Below are 23,330 nucleotides of genomic sequence, written 5' to 3' on the forward strand. Positions count from 1 at the left end.
GAATCTCCGCAGACGAACGAGTAATGGCTGGCAGGCGGGCAAGCCGCACCAGCATCGGTCAGTCGATGGAGATGTCAGACGCGAAGTCTGCGTGTCGCGAGAAAAACGGGGTCAGGTGGGGGATGTTGTCGCTCGGGCACCGCCTGTGGCGGAAGGGCATCACCCTGAGCCGCAAGCACCAGCGGCATTACCACCAACTGCACGATGGCCGGCAGTGAAGGGGTGGTCAGTTTCAAGTGCTCGAAGGACAGCGACAAGTCGGCGGCATGCTGGAAGCACAGCACGGGCTGCACCGTGTCCATGCCATCGCAGGGCGCGCCAGCGGCCATCGTCTCCGCCATCGACTCGGCATCCGGCGTGCCAGGACACACGTAGCCAGCCAGCGCCAGCTGGGAGAACAGCAGGGCCAGGACCACGAAGAACGCAGTCATGCAGCGATGAAGACGATGAGGACCAAACATGTCAGGCCTCAGTGTAGCGCGCAGACTTTTGATCGCAGAAATTACCGTTAGCGTCAAGACTTCTTAAACATGCATCGGCCACGCCCGGCGATGCCAAAACGCCTGTCAGACTGACACACAGAAGCGGTATCCAAGGCAAACCCTTGACCGTAGCAGCAGCCTTTACTTGGCACCGCGGCGGCGGCGGCCAAACGGGCGACGGATGCGTTGTAACAGGCTCAATAAAATTCAGCGTTTATTATTCAGATCTTGGATCAAATTTTTCATTTCATCGATTTCACGAACCTGTGCTGAAATGATGTCATCTGCCAACTTGCGAACGCGAGGGTCTGCTATATGGGCTCGCTTGCTGGTCATGATGGCAATCGAGTGGTGCGGAATCATCGCTTTCATGTAAGAAACATCATCGACGGTGGTTTGACTGCGAACAAGCCACAAGGACAAGGCGAAGACGATGACGCTTCCTATCAAGATTTTCAAATTCGCTGAACGACTCTCCAGCATGTGTGTCATGAAGGCCAGCATGATGATTGCCATGACCGCGCCCATCAGCAGTGCCATCCACATCCGCGTCTGGCTAAAGAATATGTGGTCTGTTTGATAGGTGTTCAGATACATCAATCCGAACATCACCACAGTCGAGGTGGCAATCATGGCGCCGAAACGGCGATAAGGGTGCTGCATCTTGTTTTCCTTTTTTTGTATGAGAAAACGACTCACCATTTGTCCCAGGCAAATGGCAAGTCGATCCAATGTCATCAACCGCCGCTGTGGCTGCCTTGTGGCAATCCGTTGTTGCCTCGCAATGGTTCCAAGTTCCTGAAAGGTTGGTAGTCGACGATTCCGAAGTGCTTCTTCAGCTCCATGCGCATCATGTCGATGTCGGCGATCTGGCTGTGCCACATGCCACGACACTCCTTGCGTAATTCCTCATGATCGAGATCCGTTCCAGTCATGCAGGCGTTGACTGGTTCCATCAGCGTGTAATGGTGGCGAGCAAACACCTTATAAAAACTTCGATTGAAATCCGCTCCTGTCTGGGCGCGTTCCAAGATGGCAATCTGTGCGGCGTTTTCCGGGCGAAGTCGAGGCTGGTACTGGATGCTGTACCAATCTCGCAGAAAACCCTGCATCTTCATGATTTCCTCGCGTTGCATGCGGTTGTTGCGGCGCGCCATGGACTTCAAGTCGTCCAGCGAGGATTTTGCTGGGGTCGGTGAGAAGCCTGGCGTCGGCGAGGTGCCCTCCATGGCATTGATGTCGGCATCCCGTTGAACATCGGTGCCGGCAGCGAGTTCAGTGATGCGCAAGGCAGCAAAGTGATGGTCGATGGCCATCTGCATGAACTCAACTTCAAAACGAGCTGTTTGGCCCTGACCTGGCCCTTCAGCATGGGCTTGCGCTGTGCCCATGAGAGGTACACAAGCTGCAATGAATAAAAGGTTTGAAATACGCATTTGAAACTCCAAAAAACTGTGTTTGGCCCACCGTAGGCTGGCGGGCCACGAGTGAAAAAAGAGACGTACAGGCGTCAAAGCGCTATGCGCGCGCCATGCTTAAGCACGCTTGCGCACATTCAAGACACGCCTGGGAGCAGGCTTGACAATGGTCGTGCTGATGATTCGAGCACTCGTCGCCGCAGGCTTGGCAGGCTTGAGCACACAACTGGCAAATCTGCTTGGCGAAATCGCTGTTTCGAGCCATGTGACCAGCGGCCAATCTGCAGATCGCAGCACAGTCCATGTCCAAGGCAATGCACCGTGCCATCATCTGCACGTCTTTTTCTTTCAAGCACGCGCTCGCACAGCGGTCGCAAGCATCTGCGCAAGCATTGCAAGCATCAATACAGGTTTGGTTGTTCTGTTCAGTCATGAAATTCTCCTAATTACGAAATACTACCAACGCAGAACATCCGCGTGGCAGATAGAATCAAAATCGCAAAAGTAAGGAAAATTTCAGGTGCGTGGCGGATGACGCGGTGGCGGCCATGTACAGGAAGAGGGATTAACCATCACTTGGTTCATCCACCCTGATGTTGTCTTCAAGATTCCCGATTCAGTCAATGCACCATCGAGACCCGGAACGTGTGCCAAATGACATGCGCCCGGATGCTGCAGATGATCACTCACGTTGCTCGACGAGTTGTCTCCAGCGTGGTCCGATTTGCTGCCAGCCAATCCAAGTCCCGTGGAGAATTCATGCTCATGGGAATTTTCTTGGAGACTGTCAGCGTCGGTTTTTTGTTCCATTGTGCAGTGGATTTGGCAGGCCGCTGCTGCGATCGTCACCGGAAGAAATGTCCCCAGCACCACAACAAAAACAAAACGCTGAAGCCATTTGAGCTGCAGCACAGGCAGCAAAAATTGCATGGCAGAGAACCCTGATGGGGTGCGCACATCCCAGTGCCACCTGAAAATCAGCGAGTGAAAGGCTGCAACGAGAAAAGCCATGATGGGATGGTGTGTCTAGTCTCTATCTGGGCAATCGGCATGCCATGACCTGTTTGCGCGGAAATCCGTCACCAGCAAACTTCAAATTGCGAGAAGATTTCGAGGAACACGATGTTGGTCAATCTGCTCAAGCGGTTTTTGACCCACGTAAGAGAAGATCATTTTCTTGAGACAGCGAACTTCTCTATGAATCTTCTGGTGACGTTTGCGTCGCCACCCTGACCCGTGAGGTGGCCTGGAAATTTGTTGCGCCATCGGCAGAGACAAACCTAACCGGCCGGTGTCGGCCAACGCGGTCAGTTTTGCGTTTTACGTCCATCTGCAGCCGTTCGATCCTGTGGCGCGGGTGGCCTGGAACCAGCAAGCAGACGACGAACGCTCAACGCCTTACGAACGGACCAGTGATCGCGTGGCGGTGTATTCCCTCAAGCACGCGGAGCCCTCCGCAGGCTTGTTGCTGCTGGACATCGTGGGCGATCCAGGGGGTCATGACATCTTCGATCGGGGAAACCCCGTCTACGCGCGTTTGCTCAGGGATTGGGACCGGGTGGCCGATCGTCACCAAGACGTAGGTTTGGGCGCTTTGCCCATCGACGTCGTCACGCTTTAGCCATATTTCGCTCCCGCGAAACTCGACCTTGGGTGTCGGGCGGAGGCGCTGGACGACAAAGCCAGCCATCCCCCGTGATTCAAGCGCGCTTTGACTTCAATCCGTTGCTGCGCGCTCAAGGCGGCGAAACCTTTTTGGCTGTTATTGAAAGCTCCTCCGTCATACTATCGACGATCAGTGTGTCGCGCGACCTTTGGGCGATGGACACTAAGGCGCTGGCAGAGCCAGACCGGCGCAGCGTGCATTTCTAAACCTCAATAACGACCCACAAGTTTGTCTGGCCTTTATCTGAAAATATCTAACGAAAAATCAAAGTGAAGGTGGTTTTATCATCATTGGAGCTTACCTTGATCGCTCCATTGTGCGCCGTCATGATTGCCTTGGTTATAGATAAACCCAAACCAACTCCTTCCGAATCCGGCCTGGTGCGTGATTTGTCGGCCCTGAAAAAACGATCGAATATCGAGGCGATTTGATCTGCTGGAATCACATCACCTGTATTGGTAATATTAATTATTGAATTTGAGTTTTCTTTAAGTATTTGAACCTGAATGCAGGTGTGCGGGTAGGCATGACGCAATGCATTGGAAAGCACATTGCTGATCGCACGGCGAATCATGAGTTTGTCACCACAGATCACACTGGCTCCTGTTGCACTCAAGGTGACGGTTTTATCTTCCGCGAGAGCCTCGTAGAATTCAAAAAGAGCTTCAATTTCCTTGTCCAGAAAAACATCTTCAGAACTGGGAAGATTCAATCCGTTTTCGGTTTTGGCCAAATACAGCATGTCCGAGATCATCCGCGCCAGCCGCTGCATCTCCTCGGCATTCGAAGCCATGATGTCCCGGTATTTCTCGTTGGATCGACGTTGAGTCAATGTCACATGCGTCTGGGTCATCATGTTGGTGATGGGTGTGCGCAGTTCATGGGCAATGTCCGATGAGAAATCCGACAGCCTCTGAAAATCTTGCTGCAACCGTGCCAGCATGGCATTGAGCGTGTGGGCCAAGTCTGCAATTTCTACAGGCACGGACTCGACTGGCATGCGCTCATGCAGATGACTGCCCGTGACTGTTTTTGCACGATTGGACATGGCTCGCAACGGTTCCAAGCCTCTTCTTGCGGCCCACCAACCCAGCAAACCACACAGGACGGTGGCTCCCAGCACAAACGCAAACAGCGTGTACGTGAAGCTTCCCATGAAATGCTCGTGAATCAATGTACTCAATCCCACCAGGATGGTCAGATCTCCCAAATTGCGCGAGCCTGGTGGAGTGCGATACACGACACCCCGGTATTTCTGACCGTTCTCGGTCCATTCAAACCTTTTGTTGGTTTTGGCTATTGCATTCGGCAGGACGAAATCAAAGTTTTTGGTGGCATAGACAATGCCGTGGTCGCGCGAGGTGACCTGCGCAATGAAACCCGGATAATTCTTGAGCGCTGTTTCCAGTTTCGCGGGGAGCGTTTCGGCTGTCGATTCAATGCTGGTTGTCTGAATGAGTTCGATACGTTCTTCCAGTGCCGAATAATCTTCACTGGCAAAATGTGCATCTAGTGACTTCGAAATCAAAATGCCCAGTCCCAGCAGCACGGTTGCTGATGTTCCGGCAAAGAGAAGCGTCAGCCGAGTCGTGATCGAGACTTTTCTCATGCGGGCGCATCGATCTCTGGTTCATCGATGAGGTAGCCCATGCCGCGCACCGTCTGAATGAGCTTGGTCTCGAACTGATCGTCTATCTTGGCCCGCAGCCGGCGAACGGCCACATCGATGACATTCGTGTCGCTGTCGAAATTCATGTCCCACACTTGAGACGCGATGAGCGAGCGTGGCAGCACCTCACCGCGCCGACGGACCAGAAGTTCGAGCAGGGCAAATTCCTTGCTGGTCAGGGTGATCTTTTTGCCTGCTCGCGAAGCACGTCGGCGGGAAAGATCCAAGATCAGGTCTCCGACCTGTACCCGGTCCGGCGCAACGGCCTGACTACCTCGACGCAGCAAGGTACGCACCCTTGCCAGCAGTTCTGCGAAGGCAAACGGTTTGACCAAGTAGTCGTCCGCTCCCAACTCCAGCCCTTTGACGCGGTCGGCCACGCTGTCGCGCGCTGTCAGGAAAAGCACCGGCACCGACTTGTCTGTCTTGCGCAGTGTCTCCAGGATTCGCCAGCCATCCACGTCGGGCAGCATCACGTCAAGCATGATGAGGTCGTAGGCCTCGCTCATGGCCAGATGGTGACCGTCCAGTCCGTTGGATGCCAAGTCCACGACGAAGCCGGCTTCTGCCAACCCTTGACGCAAATATTCGCCCGTCTTGACCTCGTCCTCGACCACCAGCAGCTTCATCGCATCGCCTTGATTGCCCAGTTCTTGGGCGTTCGGGTCACTGTAGACGTGCCCAGCCAACGTCAACATGACGGGTTCATTACGCGAATGTAATGAACCGGTCAGACGCCTGTTCGTGCGGGATTTCTACGCTACGTCCATTCTCCCAACCGGTGTCTCACCGGCCAGCCGAACCCTCACCTGAGAGCCCTATGAATCGTTACTCTGTCGCTTCTGCGCTGCCGCCCTTGCCTCGTCGTCGGTTCGTGCAAGGTCTGGTGGCGGGCGGTGTGATTTCCGCGCTGCCCGCATGGGCGTGGAGCGCTGCAAACTCAAGCGCCGGCACGCAGTCGCCACCCGTGCTGTCAGGCACCGAATTTGACCTCGTCATCGACGAGTCCCCAGTGAATTTCACGGGGAAGCCGACGACCGCGACCACCATCAACGGCAGCCTGCCCGGGCCGACGCTGCGTTGGCGCGAAGGCACCACGGTCACGATCCGCGTGACCAATCGGCTGCAGGAACACACGTCCATCCACTGGCACGGCATCATCCTGCCGTTCCAGATGGACGGGGTTCCGGGCATTAGCTTCGACGGCATCCCACCGGGGACGACGTTCACGTACCGGTTCCAAGTCAAGCAGCACGGCAGCTACTGGTATCACTCGCATTCGGGCTTCCAGGAGATGACCGGGGTGTATGGCAGCCTCATCATCGATCCTGCCGATGCAAGCAAGGACATTCGTGCAGATCGTGATTACACGATGCTTCTCTCGGATTGGACCGATGAAGATCCCATGCGTGTCCTCAAGAAGTTGAAGGTTCAAGGCGACGTTTACAACTACAACCAGCCCACCTTGCCGGATTTCATCCGGGATGTTTCCAAGGACGGTCTTCGCGCAGCGATGGACAAAAGGAAGATGTGGAACGAAATGCGCATGAGTCCCACCGACTTGGCGGATCTTTCCTCGGCGACCTTGACCTACCTGGCCAACGGCACAACGCCGGCCGGTAACTGGACGGGTATTTTTTCCAAGGGTGAAACCGTTCGACTGCGCTTCGTGAACGGTTCGGGCAATACGTTCTACGACGTTCGCATCCCGGGCGTGAAGCTCAAGGTGGTTCAGGTCGATGGGGTCGACTGTGAACCGGTCAGCGTGGATGAGTTCCGCTTTGGGCCGGGGGAGACCTGCGACGTCCTCGTGGTGCCCAGCGACGATGCGCACACGATCTTTGCGCAGGCGATGGAACGCACAGGCTATGCCCGCGCGACACTGGCTATCCGTGCGGGACTGGAAGCGCCCGTGCCTGCTTTGGACAAGATCCAGTGGCTGACCATGAAGGACATGATGGGTGGCATGGGTGGCATGGGTGGCATGGGTGGCATGGCAGGCATGGACCATGCGGCCATGGGTCACGGTGCACCTGCCAAAAACACGCTGGCGACGCCAAGCACGCAGGCTCGTCATGCTCGAACCGAGTACGGTCCCAGCACCGACATGCGGGTCGACATGGCTCGCACGAATCTGGACGACCCGGGCATTGGATTGCGCGATACCGGCCGGCGTGCGCTCACCCTCGCCGACATTCACACGATCGGTGGCGCATTGGATGCACGCGGCCCTGGCCGTGAGATTGAACTCCATCTCACCGGAAACATGGAGCGGTACTCGTGGTCGTTTGACGGCGTGGAGTACGGCAAGTCCACGCCAGTGCATTTCAAATACGGCGAGCGGGTGCGGGTGATCTTGCATAACGACACCATGATGACTCACCCCATGCACCTCCACGGGGTCTGGAGCGAGTTGGAAACACCTGAAGGCGCCTTCCAGGCACGCCGCCACACCATTCCGGTTCAGCCTGCGCAACGCATCAGTTTTCTCGTCACGGCCGATGCGCTCGGACGTTGGGCCTGGCACTGCCACCTCATGATGCACATGGATGCGGGCATGTTCCGCGAGGCGATCGTGGCATGAGCGCCAAGCAACCAGGAATGAACATGAAAAAAAACGCTGTCTCGATTCTCGTTGGCCTCCTTACTGCGGGTAGCGCGTTGCCCGCTTTTGCCCAGTCGCATAGCGGGCACGGCATGGTCAAACCATCCGTGACAGACGCAGCGCCAAGCGGCAATGCGCCATGCATGACGCAAGGCGACATGCAGAAAGGTATGGATTCAAGCAAGATGAAATGCGTCGGCCCTGCCAAGAAGCCTGGTACAGGCCAGGACAAGATGCAGGGCATGGACCACAGCAAGATGCAGGGCATGGGCCAGGGCGGCATGCAGGGCATGGGCCAGGGCGGCATGCAGGGCATGGACCACAGCAAGATGCAGGGCATGGACCAGGGCGGCATGCAGGGCATGGACCACAGCAAGATGCAGGGCATGGACCAGGGCGGCATGCAAGGCATGGACCACAGCAAGATGCAGGGCATGGGCCAGGGCGGCATGCAAGGCATGGACCACAGCAAGATGCAGGGCATGGACCAGGGCGGCATGCAGGGCATGGACCACAGCAAGATGCAGGGCATGGGCCAGGGCGGCATGCAGGGCATGGACCACAGCAAGATGCAGGGCATGGACCACGGCGGCATGCAAGGCATGGACCACAGCAAGATGCAGGGCATGGGCCAGGGCGGCATGCAGGGCATGGACCACAGCAAGATGCAGGGCATGGACCAGGGCGGCATGCAGGGCATGGACCACAGCAAGATGCAGGGCATGGGCCAGGGCGGCATGCAGGGCATGGACCACAGCAAGATGCAGGGCATGGGCCAGGGCGGCATGCAGGGCATGGACCACAGCAAGATGCAGGGCATGGACCAGGGCGGCATGCAGGGCATGGATCATGGAGCGGGGGGTATGCAGATGCAGGGTGGCTCGGCGCCGCCAGACGCACGTGATCCCAACGCCTACGCGGACGGCTTTGTCACCGGCAGTGGCTTGTATGCCATTGGTTCAAAGCGCAGCCTCCACATGGCCGACGAACATAGCTTTGCCACGGTGCTGGTGGACCGCTTGGAAGCCGTCGATACAAATTCAGGTCGTTCTACCTCCTATGAAGCGCAAGCCTGGTTTGGTAACTCATACAACAAACTGGTGATCAAGACAGAAGGCGAAGTGGAAAAAGGCCGGGTCCATGAAGCCAGAAACGAACTCCTTTGGAGTCGCGCCGTATCCACATATTTCGACACTCAGCTTGGTATTCGAAATGATGCGGGCAGTGGCCGACCGTCGCGCAATTGGTTGGCGTTTGGTATTCAAGGACTCTCGCCCTACTGGTTTGAAGTCGAGGCGACAGGATATGTTTCGCAAGATGGCCGAGCTGCCGCACGATTCGCTGCCGAATACGAATTGCTTCTGACTCAGCGCTTGATTTTGCAGCCGCGCGTAGAAGCAAACATCTATTCAAAAAATGACCCGGACGCAGGGATTGGCAGTGGACTTGCCAATGTCTCTGCAGGCTTGCGGCTTCGTTACGAATTTAGTCGGCAATTCGCTCCTTATATCGGACTTGAAAAGTATTCGACTTTCGGGAAAACGGCGGACTTGGTGCGCGCTTCAGGCGGGCGGGCAAGTGAAACACGCGTCGTTGCCGGTGTTCGGATGTGGTTTTAATTTAAATGGAGTTAGTCAAAATGGTTCAAATGCGTAACGTTGTCCGCGCTGCAAGCGCATTGGTGATGGTCATGGCAAGTGCCGCAGCCCTCGCACATCCGAAATTGTTGTCTTCCACCCCGGCCGAGGGCGCCATGGGAGAAGCTCCCCAGAAAATCGAACTGGAATTTTCTGAAAATCTGGTCAAGCAGTTCTCTGGCGCCACGTTGACAATGACCGAAATGCCTGGAATGCAAGGCACCATGAAAACACCTGCTTCCGTTTCTTCTTCGGCTGATCCCAAGGTCATGGTCATCACTCCCACGCAACCCCTCTCCACCGGCACTTATCGTGTGGACTGGCGCGCAGTGTCCAGCGATACACATCCCATCACCGGCAACTTTAGTTTCAAAGTGAAGTAAATCATGGATCTGGATTGGTGGAGCGTGCTTTTTCGATTCGGGCTGTATTTGGACTTTATGGTTCTCTTTGGAACGCCATTGTTCAGCCTTTATGCTTTGAAAAATGAAGAGCGCTCAACTTTTCCGGGTCGTGTTTTTCCAAAAGTCATTCTCACAAGCATTTTTCTTGGTTTCGCACTGTCAGTTGCCAGCTTGGTCGTCATGGTCAAAAACATGACCGGCGCTACCGATTTTCAAACAATCGAGAGTCACGCATTCGGGATGATTCTTGGCGAAACCTATTTCGGCACCGCTTGGATTGCCCGCATGCTGGGAGTGGTTGTGAGTTTGATGGGCATGCTACGATTTCGCAGTAGCCCTGCCCAAGGATGCATCCTTGTTTCCTTGGGTGGCGCAATTGCTTTGGGTTCGCTGGCTTGGGGTGGTCATGGCGCAATGGACGAAGGAACGCGAGGCTTTCTGCACTTTACAGCCGACATTCTTCATCTGCTGGCAGCTGGCGCTTGGGTGGGTGCCCTCGCTTCATTCCTTGCCTTGGCCAAGCCAGGTTCGAGTGAGAAGCACTTTGCAGTTCTTGCCAGAACGTCCGTGGGTTTTGCCATGGTCGGAACGATCATTGTCGTCACACTGCTCGTGACCGGAATCATCAACTTCTATCTGATTGCAGGGACAAACCTGAACCTGCTTTTTCAGAGTGCCTACGGCAGGTTATTGCTGCTCAAGTTGGCATTGTTCGCCGGCATGCTGCTGATGGCCGCCCTCAATCGCTATCGCCTCGCGCCACGCATTGAAGCAGCTGCTTTTTCGGGTAACACGCAGGCGGCGTGCATGGCTCTCAAGCGCAGTCTCAACGTCGAATTTTCACTGGCTGTTGCCATACTTCTTCTGGTGGCGATTTTCGGCCTGCTGTCGCCTGAAATTCCAAAGTAAAAAAACAACCTTTCAGCTTTTTCAACACGATCTCCAACATGCCAAATGAAATCAACCCTACGCGCCGCGGCTTCATGGTGGCAGGCGCCTTTTCCGCTCTAGCGCTGCCTGTGCTGGCAGCCACAGAGGCGAAAGGCCCGCTGATCGAGGTGTGGAAAACGCCAACGTGTGGTTGCTGCAAGGAATGGGTTTCGCATTTGGAGCGCGCCGGTTTCAAAACAACGGTGCACGATGTCGAAGACACTTCTGCGATTCGTGCCAAAAAAGGCATCCCGCTCGCATTGGCGTCGTGCCATACCGGCGAGGTCGCCGGGTACGCCCTGGAAGGGCATGTGCCGGCTTCGGAAATCAAGCGTTTGCTGGCTGAGCGCCCTCAGGCGGTCGGACTTGCCGTTGCTGGGATGCCCATGGGGTCACCCGGCATGGAAGGCACCCCCGGTGCTGCTCAACCACAACCCCGTTTCGATGTCTTGTTGGTTTCAAAACAGGGCGCGCCTACCGTCTATCGAGCCTACCGGTAAGCGCAGGTGTTCCCGCTTCAGCCGCAGCAGCAGCCACCTTTTTTCGGTGCCGTTGTCACTGCTGCCGAAGTGGCAACAGAAGGGCTGTACCCGGCGTCTCGGATGCATTGGCTCAAAGCTTCTGCGCTGGCCGTGCTGGATTCGATCTCTACCCTGTGGCTTGCCAGATCGATGCGAACGTCTGCTTGCCGATCGACGCTCGCCACCGCTTGGGTGATGGTGGCGATGCAGTGCTTGCAGGTCATGTCGTTGACTTCAAATGTGATCATGGATTCTTTCGACAGAAGGGTTTGAAAAGCTCATGTTCATCCTTGCCTCAATGGGAAGGTCAACAAAAAAGCTGTCTTGTCCCTCATCCCGAAATGTTCACGCACATAAGCTTTGACCTTGCCATTGTGGGAACCTTGAAGATGCGTTGTTGAACTTGGCAGGTTGATGTGATCCATTGGCCACCTCTTAGCAACTTTGCTGAGCTGCAAAGTTGCCTTCGGTGCCACCGGCAGTCCGCGTTGCCAAGCATCACTTTCAAGGAAGAAGGCGCATGGGTCCTTTCAACATCGGCGAAACGGCCAAGGCTTCGGGCCTGTCAGCCAAGATGATCCGTCACTACGAGAAGGTGGGTCTGTTCCCCGAGGCGTTGCGCACCGAGGCCGGCTACCGCCAGTACACGGACAAGGAAGTCAGCACGCTGCGGTTCATCCGCCAGTCACGCGATCTGGGTTTTTCGATCGAGCAGATCCGCGAGTTGCTGGGCTTGTGGCAAAACCAGCGACGTCCCAGCCTACAGGTCAAGGTGCTGGCGCAGGCCCACCTCCAGGAACTCGACGCCAAGCTCCAGGAGCTCCAGGCTATGAAGGCCACGCTGGCGCATTTGGTGGACCACTGCCATGGCGATGACCGACCCGACTGTCCGATCGTCGAAAACCTGGCAGACGAGCAGCGTCCAATTCCCGATGCGACACCGCTTCGCTTTCGTGGCAGTGGCCTCCAGCCAGGTCGACACTGAGCCACTGCATTTGTAACCCTCCCACCGCTTGGACAAACCGCATGGAACACACACATTCACCTTCCCATGGGGGTCCTCGCGGAACTCACGGCTCGCCTCCCTCAGTCCTGGGTGAAAAGGCATCCTCCACCCCCACGGACCCACCTCTGAAGGACCCGGTGTGCGGCATGAGCGTCACCGTCCAGTCGCCTCATGTCCTGCAGTACGAACAACGGCCGGTCTACTTCTGCAGCGCGGGGTGCAAGGCCAAGTTCCAGGCCGATCCGGCCAAGTACATGAAGCCTTCGCCGGTGTCAGCTGCGACCGTCGATGTTCAACCTGCTCATCCTTCCCAAGTCGCACCCCCGGATGCCATAGGTGCCATCTACACCTGTCCCATGCACCCGGAGATCCGTCAGGACCACCCCGGCAACTGTCCCAAGTGCGGCATGACGCTGGAGCCGGAGATGCCCACCCTTGAAGAGGGCGAAGACCCGGAACTGCGCGATTTCAGGCATCGATTCTTCTGGACCCTGCCGCTGACGATCGTCGTCACCGTGCTGGCGATGGCGGGTCACCGCCTGCAGTGGTTCGAGATGGGCACCCAAAGCTGGATCGAACTGGTCCTCACGGTGCCGATCGTGCTGTGGGCCGGCTGGCCGTTCTTCGTGCGTGCCGTGCAGTCGGTGGCGAACCGCAGTCCCAACATGTGGACGCTGATCGGCTTGGGCACGGCTGCAGCCTTTGTCTACAGCGTCGTGGCGACGGTGGCGCCGGGTGTGTTCCCTGCGTCCTTCGTGTCCATGGGCAGGGTCTCGGTCTACTTCGAGGCAGCCGCTGTGATCATCTCGCTCACGCTGCTCGGCCAAATCCTGGAACTCAAGGCGCGCTCGCAGACCTCGGCTGCCATCAAGTCGCTGCTTGGCCTGGCGCCCAAGACGGCTCGCCGAATCAACGCCGATGACGTTGAAGAGGATGTGCCGATCACGCACGTCCACGTGGGCGACCGTTTGCGCGTGCGGCCTGGAGAAAAAGTGCCGGTGGACGGCGTGGTGCTCGAAGGCGGCAGCGCGGTCGATGAATCCATGCTGACGGGTGAGCCGCTGCCCGTGACCAAGCGGGTGGGCGATCCGCTGATCGGCGCCACGCTGAACACGAACGGCGCGCTGGTGATGCGATCGGAAAAGGTCGGATCGCAAACCGTGCTGGCGAACATCGTGCAGATGGTCGTGCAGGCCCAACGCTCGAAGGCGCCCATGCAGCGCATGGCGGACCATGTCGCCGGTTACTTCGTCGTGACCGTCATCGGCGTGGCGGTCTTGACGCTGCTGGCCTGGGGATTCTTCGGGCCCGAACCCAGTTGGGTCTACGGACTGATCAATGCGGTGGCCGTGCTCATCATCGCTTGTCCCTGTGCCCTTGGCTTGGCCACGCCGATGTCGATCATGGTGGCGACCGGCAAGGCCGCCACCCAGGGCGTGCTGTTCCGAGACGCGGCAGCAATCGAGAACTTTCGCAAGGTCGATGCGCTGATCGTCGACAAGACAGGAACGCTCACGGAAGGCCGGCCCGTGTTCGAACGAGTCGTGCCTGTGTCGGGGTTCACAGAAGACGAGGTTCTGCGCCTTGCCGCCAGTTTGGATCAAGGCAGCGAGCATCCTTTGGCGGACGCCATTGTCCGGGCAGCGCGAGAGCGAAACCTGACCTTGACCACGCCCGAGGGTTTCGAGTCCAGCACCGGCATCGGCGTCAGCGGCAGCGTGGACGGCAAAAAGCTCGCCTTGGGCAACACCGCGCTGATGGCGCAATTGCACGTGCCGGTCGATGACCTGAAGTCGCAGGCCGAGGCCATGCGCACGCAAGGCGCCAGCGTGATGTTCTTGGCGGTCGATGGTCAGCCTGCAGGTTTGGTGGCAGTTTCCGATCCGATCAAGGCCACCACCTTGGAAGCACTGGCCGGCCTCAAGGCTTCAGGTCTGCGCGTCATCATGGCCACGGGCGATGGCCTGACGACGGCCAAGGCCGTCGCTGAGCGGCTGGGCATCGACGAGGTGCACGGCGAAGTCAAACCCGCTGACAAGCTGGCGCTGGTCAGTCGGCTCCAGCAGGAAGGCCGCATCGTCGCCATGGCAGGCGACGGCATCAACGACGCGCCGGCACTGGCCAAAGCCGATGTGGGCATCGCGATGGGAACAGGAACCGACGTGGCCATGAACAGTGCCCAGGTGACACTCGTCAAGGGCGACCTGCGCGGCATCGCGCAGGCCCGTCTGATTTCTGAGCAAACCATCGCTAACATGAAGCAGAACCTGATGTTTGCTTTTCTCTATAACGCGCTGGGCATCCCGCTGGCGGCGGGGGTGCTGTACCCGTTCACTGGATGGTTGCTCTCGCCCATGATTGCGGCGCTGGCGATGAGCCTGAGTTCAGCCTCCGTCATCACCAACGCCTTGCGCCTGAGGTCCAGCCGAGTCAATGAAATCGGCCGCTCAGATCATGCACATTCAAAGGCATGAGCTGGCGGCCGAAATTTACCGAATTGTTGCGAGGGAAGCCTCAAATGCTTCCCGAATGCTCAACGCTGGGCAGCCTTCACGCCACGGATTTGCTGCGCACGTTCCATTCGCTCCAGCGTTGCGTTGAACTCAGCACCGGAGCGTGCCGTGGCATAGGCTGCCGTGGCCTGGCGGTAAGCCGGGCTCGACGTGCCAGCACCTGCTTCACCGGCCTGCAGGGTCGCGAGACCGGAACGCATCCACACCGCCGTGTCGGCGGCAACGAACGCCCGGCTGTTCGCGCTGACGGCGGGAGCGGGTGCGGCAGTGCCGTCGGAGTGCTCCAACCGTGTCCACAGATTGGACTGCGGCTCCTCACCGGACACGCTGGCCCGGCTCAAGGTGGAGGCAAACGGCGCAGGCTGCAGTGCGGCGGGCGCCTTGTCATCGGCCATGACCAGACCGGCGAAGCTGCTCAGAAGAGCCAAGGACACGAGGGACGTAATGCGGTTCATGAGAGTGAATTCCTAGTTAGTTCAATGTTCAAGATGTCCATGACGTCGGTATCTTGTTCAAGCACCTCATCGCGTCATGGGGTGAACTTTAAAAACCTCTCGACGTCCGGAGGCTGACGGGGGGATGACAAATTCGTCATGGTCGATCGGGTACAGCACCGCGCCACGCGTCATGGCAAGCATGCCGACTTGGCAGCATGTGCATGTCGAAAAGTGCCAACAAGTTCGTCAGGCTCAAGGTAGGGCATGCGACTTCTCAAAATGACCCAGTAGGACAAGGTTCATCGCAAAAGAGGACGTGCACCTCCACTTGCCAAAGCGCCTCTCTATCGCACCAAACGTCAGTCTGTATTTCTTACACCGCAACGCGGCGCAGTCAGGTAGATCTGAAAGCACTGCGAGAGGCTACTCAACCTGTCACTTCGATCTTTATCAAGGAAACCTCATGAACCTCACCTCCCATGCGCGCCAGCCCAAGACCCTTCGCGCCGGGTTTTTGAACGTTTTGTGTGCGGCCGGTCTGCTCGGCAGTCTGGTCGCGCCGTTGGCCGTTCATGCGCAACCCGCCAAGACCGAGGCACCCATGGCCGGTCATACCATGCCCGCTGGTGGCATGAATCACGGCGGTGACATGAAAGCCATGATGAAGGGCATGAACGACAAGATGGCCGGCATGACAATGACTGGCAATCACGATGTCGATTTTGCGCAGATGATGCGCATCCATCATCAGGGCGCCATCGACATGGCCGAGATGGAACTGAAGAACGGCAAGGATGCCTCGATGCGCAAGATGGCGCAGGAAGTCATCAAGGCGCAGAAGAAGGAAATTGCGACCATTGATCGTTATCTGGCCAAAAACGGCGTTTCTATCAAAGGTTCTTGATCCAGATCTTCAAAACTGCAAGCTCGGCGAGCACAGTCAAATCGTTACGCTGTGCTGCCAACGCCCTTGGGTGACTTTTATCGAAGTGGGCAAGCATGACCACTTGCCGGCGTCCGACGCCGGCTTTTCTTATTTGGCTTGGCGAGACGAACAACATGCAAATCGGACGCGGCATTGACCGCGATGCCAGCTGCTGTGGCTTCACGATCAACCACGCTTTTCCGACATTCGAAAGCTGCTGTCTCTAAGCTGGGGGAGCGTTGCCCTGGCGCCTGGCAAAGGGAGTGCGAACCTCGGTCAGCTCAGACTGCCTGAATGAACGAAAATGAGTGTTGTTCTTGTTTGAGTCGTGTGATGAAACGTCTGGTCTGGGTGCTGTGGTTGAGTGTGTGTGTTTGGGGTTCTGCGGTCGCGCAAACTGCGCCTGGGCAGACGGAGGAAGGGCCACGCCAGCTGTGGCAGTTGCTCGACTATGTGGCCGTGGACTATGGCGGCGCCGTGGACAAGGGCGCCGTCGTCAGCGAGTCCGAGTACGCCGAAATGCGCGATTTCACCGCCAACGCGGTTACGCAGGCGCAGGCGCTGCCTCCCCATGCCTCCAAGCAGGCGGTGGTCGATGCGGCCAACCAGCTGCAGCAAGCCGTGGCCAGCAAGGTCGATGGCGCCCAGGTGGCCCGTCTGGCTCACCAAGCCGAAGCCTTACTCGTTGCCGCTTACCCGATCCCGGTCGCGCCCAAGGCGCTGCCTGACCTGCAGCGCGGTGCCGCGCTCTTCCAGGCCCAGTGCGCGTCGTGCCATGGCACCACGGGTGGCGGCAACGGCCCGCTGGCCGCCAACATGGACCCGCCACCGATCGATTTCACCGACCGGGAGCGCGCTGGCTCGCGCAGCCTGATGGCGCTCTACCAAGTCGTCTCCCAAGGGGTGCAGGGCACCTCGATGCCGAGCTTTGCCGCGCTGTCCGAGGAGGACAAGTGGGCCGTGGCCTTCTTTGCCGGCACGCTGTCGCATGACAACGCGATGCGCGAACGCGGCGAGCAGCTGTGGAAGGGCAACGCGCCCGCCCGCAAGGAATTCGCCGACCTCGCGGCCGTGACCACGCTCACCGAAGCGTCGATAGCAACCCGAGTCGGCGCGGATGCCGCACGCGATGTGACGGCCTTCGTGCGTGCCCAGCCTGCGGTGGCCGCTGCCAGCGGCAACAGCAACGGCCTGGCCCTGTCGCGCCAGCGCCTGGACGAGAGCCTGAAGGCCCTCCACCAAGGCGACAAGTCTGCCGCCACGCGCCTCGCCCTTTCGGCGTACCTGGACGGCTTCGAGCCGCTGGAGCCTTCGCTGGGCGCGCGCAACAAGGCACTGTTGACCGAAGTGGAAAACGGCATGCTGGCCTATCGCTCGGCCATCGCTAACGGCACCCTGGCCCAAAGCGAGGGCGCCGCGCAGCGGCTGGACTACCTTTTTGCCGAGGTGGAGCGCGAGCTGGGCGGCAAGGCGGCCGAACCGCTCACCACCTTCCTGGGCTCGCTCACCATCCTGCTGCGCGAAGGCCTGGAGGCCTTGCTGATCGTCGTGGGCATGATCGCTTTCCTGAAGAAGGCCAACCGTCCGGACGTCCTGCGCTATGTGCATGGCGGCTGGATCGTGGCCCTGGCCGCGGGCGGCCTGACCTGGGCCGTAGCCACCTACTTCGTGAACATCAGTGGCGCGAGCCGTGAAGTGACCGAAGGACTGTCCTCCCTGTTCGCCGCGCTGGTCCTTCTGAGCGTGGGGATGTGGATGCACCAGAAGAGCGCGGCCGGCCGCTGGCAGGCTTACCTCAAGGAAAAGCTGTCCTCGGCGTTGTCCAAGCGCTCGGCCTGGGCCTTGTTCGGCCTGTCGTTCGTGGCGGTCTACCGCGAAGTCTTCGAGACGGTGTTGTTCTATTCGGCCCTGTCGGCCGATGGCAACCGCAACGCCTTGCTCGCGGGCCTGGGTGTGGGCGTCGCGCTGCTCGCGGTTCTGACTTGGGTGCTGCTCAAGACCAGTGCGCGCATGCCCATTGGCAAGTTCTTCAGTATCACGTCCGTGCTGGTCGCCTTGCTGGCCGTGGTCCTGGTGGGCAAGGGCGTGGCGGGTCTGCAGGAAGCCGGCTGGGTGGGTGCGACGCCCATCCTCGCGCCGCGCATCGAACTGCTGGGCATCTACCCGTCGATGGAGACCGTCATGGCGCAGGTCGTCATCCTGCTGGTGGCGTTCTCCGGCTACGCCATGAACGCCTACCGAGGCCGTCGCCTGCAGGCGGCCTGACCTTCATACCCGCATCCAGCGCGACCACTTCCCATGCAAGCCATCAACTCCACGAATCCCAAGATCAAGGCGCTGGCCACGCGCGCCATGGACTTCAAGGAATCCAGCGATCACTGCACCGGCAAGACCGAAACCTGGACCGAGATCAACTTCGACACCTTTGCACGCCTTGTGGTCGAGGAATGCATCGGCGTGGCGGGGAAAAATGCCCAACCCGGCGATCCCGATCGGGTGAGCATCGAAACCCTGAAGTCCGCGCTGCGCACGCACTTCGGACTTTGAGAAACGCCTTCCTGGGTGCCTGTGGGCGCCAGGAAAGGCGTCACATTACAAAAATGTAATCTGGCGGTTGGCCAGTTGTCTGCTTCGGCGCCTAGCATCCGCTCCTTGCACACCCCCGGCTGTGCGCTGCAGCATCGCGTGCCAGAACGCCTCAGCCAGCGTTCATCCGAGGTCGGTATGCTCGCGCTCCCTTTTCGACCCTTCCCACCCACCATGTCCTCAGGTCACCAGCATTCCCACGCGATCCAGCCGACCGATGCGGGTCATGCGCGCGCGCTGTGGTTCGCCCTCGGCCTGACCACGACCTTTCTCATTGCCGAGGTGATCGGTGGCTTGGTGACGGGGAGCCTGGCCCTGATCTCGGACGCGGCGCACATGTTCACGGACTCGGCCGCGCTGGCCATCTCGCTGGTGGCCATTCGCATCAGTCAGCGCGCGGCCGACGGCAAGCGCACGTTCGGCTACCACCGCTTCGAGATTCTGGCAGCGGCGTTCAACGCCTTGCTGCTCTTCGGCGTGGCCGGGTACATCCTCTACGAGGCCTATCGCCGCTGGACCCAGCCGGCCGAAGTGCAGTCGGGTTGGATGCTGGCCATTGCCACCCTGGGTCTGGTCGTCAACCTCATCAGCATGCGCCTGCTGTCCTCGGGCAAGGACGCCAGCCTGAACGTCAAGGGCGCCTACCTGGAGGTCTGGAGCGACATGCTGGGCTCGGTGGGGGTCATCGCTGCGGCGGCGGTCATCTGGTTCACCGGCTGGGTCTGGGTCGATTCGATCATTGCCGTGCTCATCGGGCTGTGGGTGCTGCCACGCACCTGGGTGCTGCTGCGCGACAGCTTGAACATCCTGCTCGAAGGCGTTCCCGCCGATGTGGACCTGGAGAAGATCCGCTTGGCCCTGACGGCCTTGCCGGGGGTTGAGTCGCAGCACGATCTGCATGTGTGGGCCCTGACCAGCGGCAAATCCAGCCTGACCGTGCACCTGGTAAGCACGTCGGCCGACCCGATTGCCCTGACGATCGCGGCGAGAGACCTGCTTGAGGAACAATTCGGGCTGCACCACACCACGGTGCAGGTCGAACGCGTGCCGTGCGAAATGGCTTCGGGCGATCACCGCTTCACCCACGCCGCTGCCTGAGTCCTTCGTCACCCACCTCCCATGACCCGCTGGTTGCTCATCGTCCTGATGGTTCTGCTGCCGGCCCAGTTCAGCTGGGCGGCGGCCGCGCCGTACTGTGCGCACGAAAGCAATCCCATTTCGTTCCATGTCGGGCATCACGCCCACGTGCATCAGGACGCGTCGGCCGAGGCGCAGCACACGGCGTCGGCGCCGGAAAAAGAGGCGTCCAAGAGCCCTGTAGCCTCTGACCACAGCGACTGCCACTACTGCCATGGGGTGGCCGGTCAACTCGCTTCTCCTGCGGCGCTTGAGCTCGAGCTGCCAGCGCGCCATGTCTTTCTCGCGGTCGCCATCGCACGCCTCGAAGGCAGCCGGGCCTCCAGCATCGAACGCCCTAAATGGGCACGCGCCGCCTGAGCCGGCGCGTTCGCTTCCAACCCCACACCCTTTGCCGTTGATGGTTTGACGAAACGCGTCGGATTCCTTGGTCTCGTTCCTATGACTGGAGAATTCGATGTGCAGGTTTTTTGTGCCGCTCGCCTTGGCGTTGACGGCATTCACGGGCAGCCACGCGCTGGCCCAACCCCAGGGCATGGGGACTGCGGCGCCCATGGCGCCACCCCCCGGTGTTTTGCTCCCGCTGGCCGCTCCCTTGCTTCCCCCGGTGGCGCCGGGATCGGCCGCCGTGCCGCCGCTCACCCTCGCCGGTGCGATTCGCACCGCGCTCGACAACAACCCTGAGATCCAGGTCGCGCGCCGCGAGATCGAAGCGGCGCAGGGCGAACGCATCCAGGCGGGTGTGTTCCCCAACCCGACCTTGACGGCGCAGATGGAGGACCCTCGGCGTGACAGCCGTACCAACACGGTCTTGCTGAGCCAGCCGTTCGAGCTCGGCGGCCAGCGTGCTGCCCGCATCGAGGCGAGTGAACGCGCCCTCGATGTCGCCCGCGTGCAGTTGGAGGCCCGGCAGGTGGCCTTGCGCGCCAGCGTCACGGCGGCCTTCTTCGTCACCCTGACGACGCAGGACCGCGTCGCGCTCGCGCAGAGTTCGCTCGAACTTGCTGCGCGCGGCAGCCTAGCGGCGAGCAACCGCGTGCGCGCGGGCAAGGTCTCGCCGCTGGAGGAGACACGCGCTCGGGTGGCCGAAGCCGGCGTTCGCCTGGAGCTCGTCCAGGCACAAGGCGAACTCCAGACCCAACGGCAGCAGCTGGGCGCGTTGCTCGGACGCCCGGCTTTGGACCAGACGCTCGATGGCAACGCGTTGACGATGCCCGGCTTGCCGAGCACGCAGGATGTCGAGGCCCGCTTGCCCGGCGCACCGGCCAGCCGCGAGGCGCAATTGCAGGTGCAGCGCTTCGCCGCCTTGGCGAATGTCGAGCGTGCGCGACGCATCCCCGACATCACCGTGACCGCCGGCGGCCAACGCGACCGGACGCTCGGGCGCAACCAGGCCATCGTCGGCATCTCGATCCCGTTGCCGATCTTCGACACCAACCGCGGCAACATCGCCGCCGCGGTGAGCCGGCGCTACCAGGCCGAAGACCAGGCCGCCGCCACGGCGCTGCAGCTGCGCTCGGACGCCGCCACGGCGCGCCAGCGTTATGCCAACGCGCTGGCCGAGGTCGAGACCCTGCAAAGGGACATCCTGCCCGGTGCCCTGACCGCCTTCAACGCGGCGACCACCGGCTTCGAGCTGGGCAAGTTCGCCTTCCTCGACGTCCTGGACGCCCAGCGCACCCTGCTGCTGGCGCGCGCCCAGTACCTGCGCGCCCTGGCCGAAGCGCACCGCGCCGTCACCGACATCGACCGCCTGTTGGGCGATCCGGCCCTGTCCAGCGGCCTTTCCCTCTCCAATCCCTGAAGGACTCATCATGGTTCAACCACGGTCCACGGCCTCCGGCCGACCCAGCCGCAAGCAACTCATCGTCATTGCTTGCCTCATTGCGCTCGGCGTCGTCGCTGGCGCCTTCATCCTGCGCAGCGGCGCGGCGTCCAAATCGGGCGAAGGCGCCGAAGGCCATGCCGAGCACAGCGAAACCGCCAAGGCCGAAGGCAAGGACGACGGCCACGGTCACGGCGAAGAAGGCGCTGGCCACGCGGAAGAAACGCCCAAGGGTCCCAACGGCGGCCAGCGCTTCACCGAAGGCGAATTCGGCCTGGAACTGCTGCTGGTCGAGGAAGGCGGCGTTCCGCGCTACAAGGCCTGGGTCTACAACAAGGACAAGCCCGCGCCCTTGGAAGGCAACGAGGTCACGCTCTCGCTCGTGCGCCCGAACGGCGACACGCAAGAGATCAAGCTCACGCCCAAAAATGGGGTCCTGACCAACGAGCAGGCCGTGCCCGAACCACACGTCTTCGAAGCGACCGTGGCCGTGCAGACCCCCACCGAGCCCTACCTGTTCACCTTCGCCGAGATGGAAGGCAAGGTCGAGATGACCGAGGCCCAGATCCAGGCCGCGAGCATCACGCTGGAGACGAGCCGTCCGGCAAGCATCCGCAGCGCCTTGCAGTTTCCCGGCGAGATCAAGTTCAACGAGGACCGCACGGCCCATATCGTGCCGCGCGTGGGTGGCGTGGTGGACAGCGTGAGCGCCAACCTGGGCCAGAAGGTCAAGCGCGGCCAGGTGCTGGCAGTGGTCTCCAGCGCCATGGTCTCGGAACTGCGCTCGGAACTCCGCGGGTCGCAGCAGCGCCAGGCCCTGGCGCGGACCACCTACGAGCGCGAGAAGACACTCTGGGAGCAGAAGATCTCTCCGGAGCAGGACGTGCTGCAGGCACAACAGACCTTGCGTGAAGTCGAGATCTCGGTGGCCAACGCCACGCAGAAGCTCCTGACCCTGGGCGCGTCCACCGGCAGCAGCTCGTTGGGCCGGCTGGAACTGCGCGCACCCTTCGACGGCATCGTCATCGAGAAGCACGTCGCCCTGGGCGAGGCCGTGCGGGAAGACACGACCGTGTTCACCATCTCCGACCTGTCCAACGTTTGGGCCGAGCTCAACGTGCCGGCACGCGACCTGTCGCAGGTGCGCGTGGGCGAGCGGGTGGTGGTACGCGCAGGGGCATCAGACGCGACCGCCAACGGCACCGTGTCCTATGTCGGCTCGCTGCTGGGCGAGCAGACGCGCACGGCGCGTGCGCGGGTGGTCTTGCCCAATCCGCAGGACGCCTGGCGCCCGGGCCTGTTCGTCACGGTCGAGGTGGTGGCCAACGAGGTGAATGCGCCCGTGACGGTGGCTGCATCGGCCATCCAGACGCTCGCTGAAAAACCCGTCGTTTTCCTGAAGGTCGAAGGTGGCTTCGTGCCGCAGGCCGTGCAGCTTGGGCGCAGCGACGGCAAGCGCATCGAGGTCGTGAGCGGCTTGAAGCCGGGCGCGAACTACGCCGCCGCTGGCAGCTTCGTCGTCAAGGCACAGCAGGGCAAGGGCTCTGCGACGCACACTCACTGAGGCGG

General features: G+C 60.1%; 25 protein-coding genes. 16 read left to right on the plus strand and 9 right to left on the minus strand.

The annotated features are described in order from the left end of the window. Positions 1 to 74: 74 nt before the first annotated feature. The 5 genes from NF681_19815 to NF681_19835 form a co-directional block, all read right to left on the minus strand. Positions 75 to 461, minus strand: coding sequence for a hypothetical protein (locus NF681_19815; protein ID UST56234.1), 387 nt, complete (start codon positions 459 to 461; stop codon positions 75 to 77). 228 nt (positions 462 to 689) lie between these two features. Continuing rightward, positions 690 to 1,145 (minus strand): DUF305 domain-containing protein, encoded by a 456-nt coding sequence (locus NF681_19820; GenBank protein ID UST56235.1) that lies wholly within the window; start codon positions 1,143 to 1,145, stop codon positions 690 to 692. A gap of 74 nt (positions 1,146 to 1,219) precedes the next feature. Further along, positions 1,220 to 1,918: a DUF305 domain-containing protein gene (locus NF681_19825; GenBank protein ID UST56236.1), complete on the minus strand. Its 699-nt coding sequence runs from the start codon at positions 1,916 to 1,918 to the stop codon at positions 1,220 to 1,222. Between the two features lie 82 nt (positions 1,919 to 2,000). Then, positions 2,001 to 2,333 (minus strand): four-helix bundle copper-binding protein, encoded by a 333-nt coding sequence (locus NF681_19830; GenBank protein UST56237.1) that lies wholly within the window; start codon positions 2,331 to 2,333, stop codon positions 2,001 to 2,003. A gap of 83 nt (positions 2,334 to 2,416) precedes the next feature. Beyond that, on the minus strand, positions 2,417 to 2,911 hold the full coding sequence (locus NF681_19835) for a hypothetical protein (GenBank protein UST56238.1): 495 nt from the start codon (positions 2,909 to 2,911) through the stop codon (positions 2,417 to 2,419). Positions 2,912 to 3,191: 280 nt separating this feature from the next. On the opposite strand from NF681_19835, the gene NF681_19840 reads away from it, so the two are divergent. Continuing rightward, complete coding sequence (locus NF681_19840) at positions 3,192 to 3,521, plus strand: hypothetical protein (protein UST56239.1); 330 nt, start codon at positions 3,192 to 3,194, stop codon at positions 3,519 to 3,521. 74 nt (positions 3,522 to 3,595) lie between these two features. Then, complete coding sequence (locus NF681_19845; GenBank protein UST56240.1) at positions 3,596 to 3,772, plus strand: hypothetical protein; 177 nt, start codon at positions 3,596 to 3,598, stop codon at positions 3,770 to 3,772. 47 nt (positions 3,773 to 3,819) lie between these two features. On the opposite strand, the gene NF681_19850 is transcribed toward NF681_19845, so the two are convergent. Both NF681_19850 and NF681_19855 read right to left on the minus strand, forming a co-directional pair. Then, a complete protein-coding gene (locus NF681_19850) occupies positions 3,820 to 5,175 on the minus strand; it encodes a heavy metal sensor histidine kinase (protein ID UST56241.1) in 1,356 nt (451 codons plus the stop codon). Beyond that, positions 5,172 to 5,864, minus strand: coding sequence for a heavy metal response regulator transcription factor (locus tag NF681_19855; GenBank protein UST56397.1), 693 nt, complete (start codon positions 5,862 to 5,864; stop codon positions 5,172 to 5,174). The genes NF681_19850 and NF681_19855 overlap by 4 nt, the downstream gene beginning before the upstream one ends. 191 nt (positions 5,865 to 6,055) lie before the next feature. Here NF681_19855 and NF681_19860 point away from each other — a divergent pair, with 191 nt between their 5' ends. The 5 genes from NF681_19860 (at position 6,056) to NF681_19880 (ending at position 11,311) form a co-directional block, all read left to right on the plus strand. Then, positions 6,056 to 7,819 (plus strand): copper resistance system multicopper oxidase, encoded by a 1,764-nt coding sequence (locus NF681_19860; GenBank protein ID UST56242.1) that lies wholly within the window; start codon positions 6,056 to 6,058, stop codon positions 7,817 to 7,819. Positions 7,820 to 8,289: 470 nt separating this feature from the next. Continuing rightward, on the plus strand, positions 8,290 to 9,459 hold the full coding sequence (locus NF681_19865; GenBank protein UST56398.1) for a copper resistance protein B: 1,170 nt from the start codon (positions 8,290 to 8,292) through the stop codon (positions 9,457 to 9,459). Positions 9,460 to 9,488: 29 nt separating this feature from the next. Next, on the plus strand, positions 9,489 to 9,860 hold the full coding sequence (gene copC, locus NF681_19870; protein UST56243.1) for a copper homeostasis periplasmic binding protein CopC: 372 nt from the start codon (positions 9,489 to 9,491) through the stop codon (positions 9,858 to 9,860). A gap of 3 nt (positions 9,861 to 9,863) precedes the next feature. Next, positions 9,864 to 10,790, plus strand: a complete 927-nt coding sequence (gene copD / locus NF681_19875; protein ID UST56244.1) for a copper homeostasis membrane protein CopD — start codon at positions 9,864 to 9,866, stop codon at positions 10,788 to 10,790. A gap of 38 nt (positions 10,791 to 10,828) precedes the next feature. Then, the gene (locus NF681_19880; protein UST56245.1) at positions 10,829 to 11,311 is read left to right on the plus strand and encodes a DUF411 domain-containing protein; all 483 of its coding nucleotides are present in this window, start codon (positions 10,829 to 10,831) and stop codon (positions 11,309 to 11,311) included. Between the two features lie 17 nt (positions 11,312 to 11,328). Here the strand turns inward: NF681_19880 and NF681_19885 are convergent, their stop codons facing one another. Then, entirely contained in the window at positions 11,329 to 11,580 is a 252-nt protein-coding gene (locus tag NF681_19885; GenBank protein ID UST56246.1) for a heavy-metal-associated domain-containing protein, read from the minus strand. 272 nt (positions 11,581 to 11,852) lie between these two features. Here NF681_19885 and cueR point away from each other — a divergent pair, with 272 nt between their 5' ends. Next, positions 11,853 to 12,317 (plus strand): Cu(I)-responsive transcriptional regulator, encoded by a 465-nt coding sequence (gene cueR, locus NF681_19890; protein UST56247.1) that lies wholly within the window; start codon positions 11,853 to 11,855, stop codon positions 12,315 to 12,317. 167 nt (positions 12,318 to 12,484) lie between these two features. Continuing rightward, positions 12,485 to 14,812: a heavy metal translocating P-type ATPase gene (locus tag NF681_19895; protein ID UST56248.1), complete on the plus strand. Its 2,328-nt coding sequence runs from the start codon at positions 12,485 to 12,487 to the stop codon at positions 14,810 to 14,812. A 59-nt stretch (positions 14,813 to 14,871) separates the two neighbouring features. Here NF681_19895 and NF681_19900 read toward each other — a convergent pair whose 3' ends face one another. Continuing rightward, positions 14,872 to 15,306: a hypothetical protein gene (locus NF681_19900; GenBank protein ID UST56249.1), complete on the minus strand. Its 435-nt coding sequence runs from the start codon at positions 15,304 to 15,306 to the stop codon at positions 14,872 to 14,874. Between the two features lie 445 nt (positions 15,307 to 15,751). Between NF681_19900 and NF681_19905 the strand changes: the two genes are divergently transcribed. The 7 genes from NF681_19905 (at position 15,752) to NF681_19935 (ending at position 23,325) form a co-directional block, all read left to right on the plus strand. Further along, positions 15,752 to 16,192, plus strand: a complete 441-nt coding sequence (locus tag NF681_19905; protein ID UST56250.1) for a DUF305 domain-containing protein — start codon at positions 15,752 to 15,754, stop codon at positions 16,190 to 16,192. Positions 16,193 to 16,546: 354 nt separating this feature from the next. Beyond that, a complete protein-coding gene (locus NF681_19910) occupies positions 16,547 to 18,478 on the plus strand; it encodes a cytochrome c/FTR1 family iron permease (protein UST56251.1) in 1,932 nt (643 codons plus the stop codon). Between the two features lie 33 nt (positions 18,479 to 18,511). Further along, positions 18,512 to 18,760 carry a hypothetical protein gene (locus NF681_19915; GenBank protein UST56252.1) on the plus strand — a complete coding sequence of 83 codons (249 nt, stop codon included), beginning with the start codon at positions 18,512 to 18,514 and terminating at the stop codon, positions 18,758 to 18,760. 213 nt (positions 18,761 to 18,973) lie between these two features. Beyond that, on the plus strand, positions 18,974 to 19,897 hold the full coding sequence (locus NF681_19920) for a cation diffusion facilitator family transporter (protein UST56253.1): 924 nt from the start codon (positions 18,974 to 18,976) through the stop codon (positions 19,895 to 19,897). 21 nt (positions 19,898 to 19,918) lie between these two features. After that, positions 19,919 to 20,296, plus strand: a complete 378-nt coding sequence (locus NF681_19925) for a cobalt-zinc-cadmium resistance protein (GenBank protein UST56254.1) — start codon at positions 19,919 to 19,921, stop codon at positions 20,294 to 20,296. Between the two features lie 268 nt (positions 20,297 to 20,564). Continuing rightward, positions 20,565 to 21,740: a TolC family protein gene (locus NF681_19930; protein UST56255.1), complete on the plus strand. Its 1,176-nt coding sequence runs from the start codon at positions 20,565 to 20,567 to the stop codon at positions 21,738 to 21,740. A 10-nt stretch (positions 21,741 to 21,750) separates the two neighbouring features. Further along, positions 21,751 to 23,325, plus strand: a complete 1,575-nt coding sequence (locus NF681_19935) for an efflux RND transporter periplasmic adaptor subunit (GenBank protein UST56256.1) — start codon at positions 21,751 to 21,753, stop codon at positions 23,323 to 23,325. The last annotated feature ends 5 nt before the right edge of the window (positions 23,326 to 23,330 follow it).

Source organism: Comamonadaceae bacterium OTU4NAUVB1 (genome assembly GCA_024372625.1).
GTDB lineage: Bacteria > Pseudomonadota > Gammaproteobacteria > Burkholderiales > Burkholderiaceae_C > Variovorax.

Coding starts and splice junctions, on each gene's coding strand:
- NF681_19815 (UST56234.1), bottom strand. CDS start 461: ATGTTTGGTCCTCATCGTCTTCATCGCTGCATGACTGCGTTCTTCGTG.
- NF681_19820 (UST56235.1), bottom strand. CDS start 1,145: ATGCAGCACCCTTATCGCCGTTTCGGCGCCATGATTGCCACCTCGACT.
- NF681_19825 (UST56236.1), bottom strand. CDS start 1,918: ATGCGTATTTCAAACCTTTTATTCATTGCAGCTTGTGTACCTCTCATG.
- NF681_19830 (UST56237.1), bottom strand. CDS start 2,333: ATGACTGAACAGAACAACCAAACCTGTATTGATGCTTGCAATGCTTGC.
- NF681_19835 (UST56238.1), bottom strand. CDS start 2,911: ATGGCTTTTCTCGTTGCAGCCTTTCACTCGCTGATTTTCAGGTGGCAC.
- NF681_19850 (UST56241.1), bottom strand. CDS start 5,175: ATGAGAAAAGTCTCGATCACGACTCGGCTGACGCTTCTCTTTGCCGGA.
- NF681_19855 (UST56397.1), bottom strand. CDS start 5,864: ATGAAGCTGCTGGTGGTCGAGGACGAGGTCAAGACGGGCGAATATTTG.
- NF681_19860 (UST56242.1), top strand. CDS start 6,056: ATGAATCGTTACTCTGTCGCTTCTGCGCTGCCGCCCTTGCCTCGTCGT.
- NF681_19865 (UST56398.1), top strand. CDS start 8,290: ATGCAAGGCATGGACCACAGCAAGATGCAGGGCATGGACCAGGGCGGC.
- copC (UST56243.1), top strand. CDS start 9,489: ATGCGTAACGTTGTCCGCGCTGCAAGCGCATTGGTGATGGTCATGGCA.
- copD (UST56244.1), top strand. CDS start 9,864: ATGGATCTGGATTGGTGGAGCGTGCTTTTTCGATTCGGGCTGTATTTG.
- NF681_19880 (UST56245.1), top strand. CDS start 10,829: ATGCCAAATGAAATCAACCCTACGCGCCGCGGCTTCATGGTGGCAGGC.
- NF681_19885 (UST56246.1), bottom strand. CDS start 11,580: ATGATCACATTTGAAGTCAACGACATGACCTGCAAGCACTGCATCGCC.
- cueR (UST56247.1), top strand. CDS start 11,853: ATGGGTCCTTTCAACATCGGCGAAACGGCCAAGGCTTCGGGCCTGTCA.
- NF681_19895 (UST56248.1), top strand. CDS start 12,485: ATGAGCGTCACCGTCCAGTCGCCTCATGTCCTGCAGTACGAACAACGG.
- NF681_19900 (UST56249.1), bottom strand. CDS start 15,306: ATGAACCGCATTACGTCCCTCGTGTCCTTGGCTCTTCTGAGCAGCTTC.
- NF681_19905 (UST56250.1), top strand. CDS start 15,752: ATGAACCTCACCTCCCATGCGCGCCAGCCCAAGACCCTTCGCGCCGGG.
- NF681_19910 (UST56251.1), top strand. CDS start 16,547: ATGAAACGTCTGGTCTGGGTGCTGTGGTTGAGTGTGTGTGTTTGGGGT.
- NF681_19915 (UST56252.1), top strand. CDS start 18,512: ATGCAAGCCATCAACTCCACGAATCCCAAGATCAAGGCGCTGGCCACG.
- NF681_19920 (UST56253.1), top strand. CDS start 18,974: ATGTCCTCAGGTCACCAGCATTCCCACGCGATCCAGCCGACCGATGCG.
- NF681_19925 (UST56254.1), top strand. CDS start 19,919: ATGACCCGCTGGTTGCTCATCGTCCTGATGGTTCTGCTGCCGGCCCAG.
- NF681_19935 (UST56256.1), top strand. CDS start 21,751: ATGGTTCAACCACGGTCCACGGCCTCCGGCCGACCCAGCCGCAAGCAA.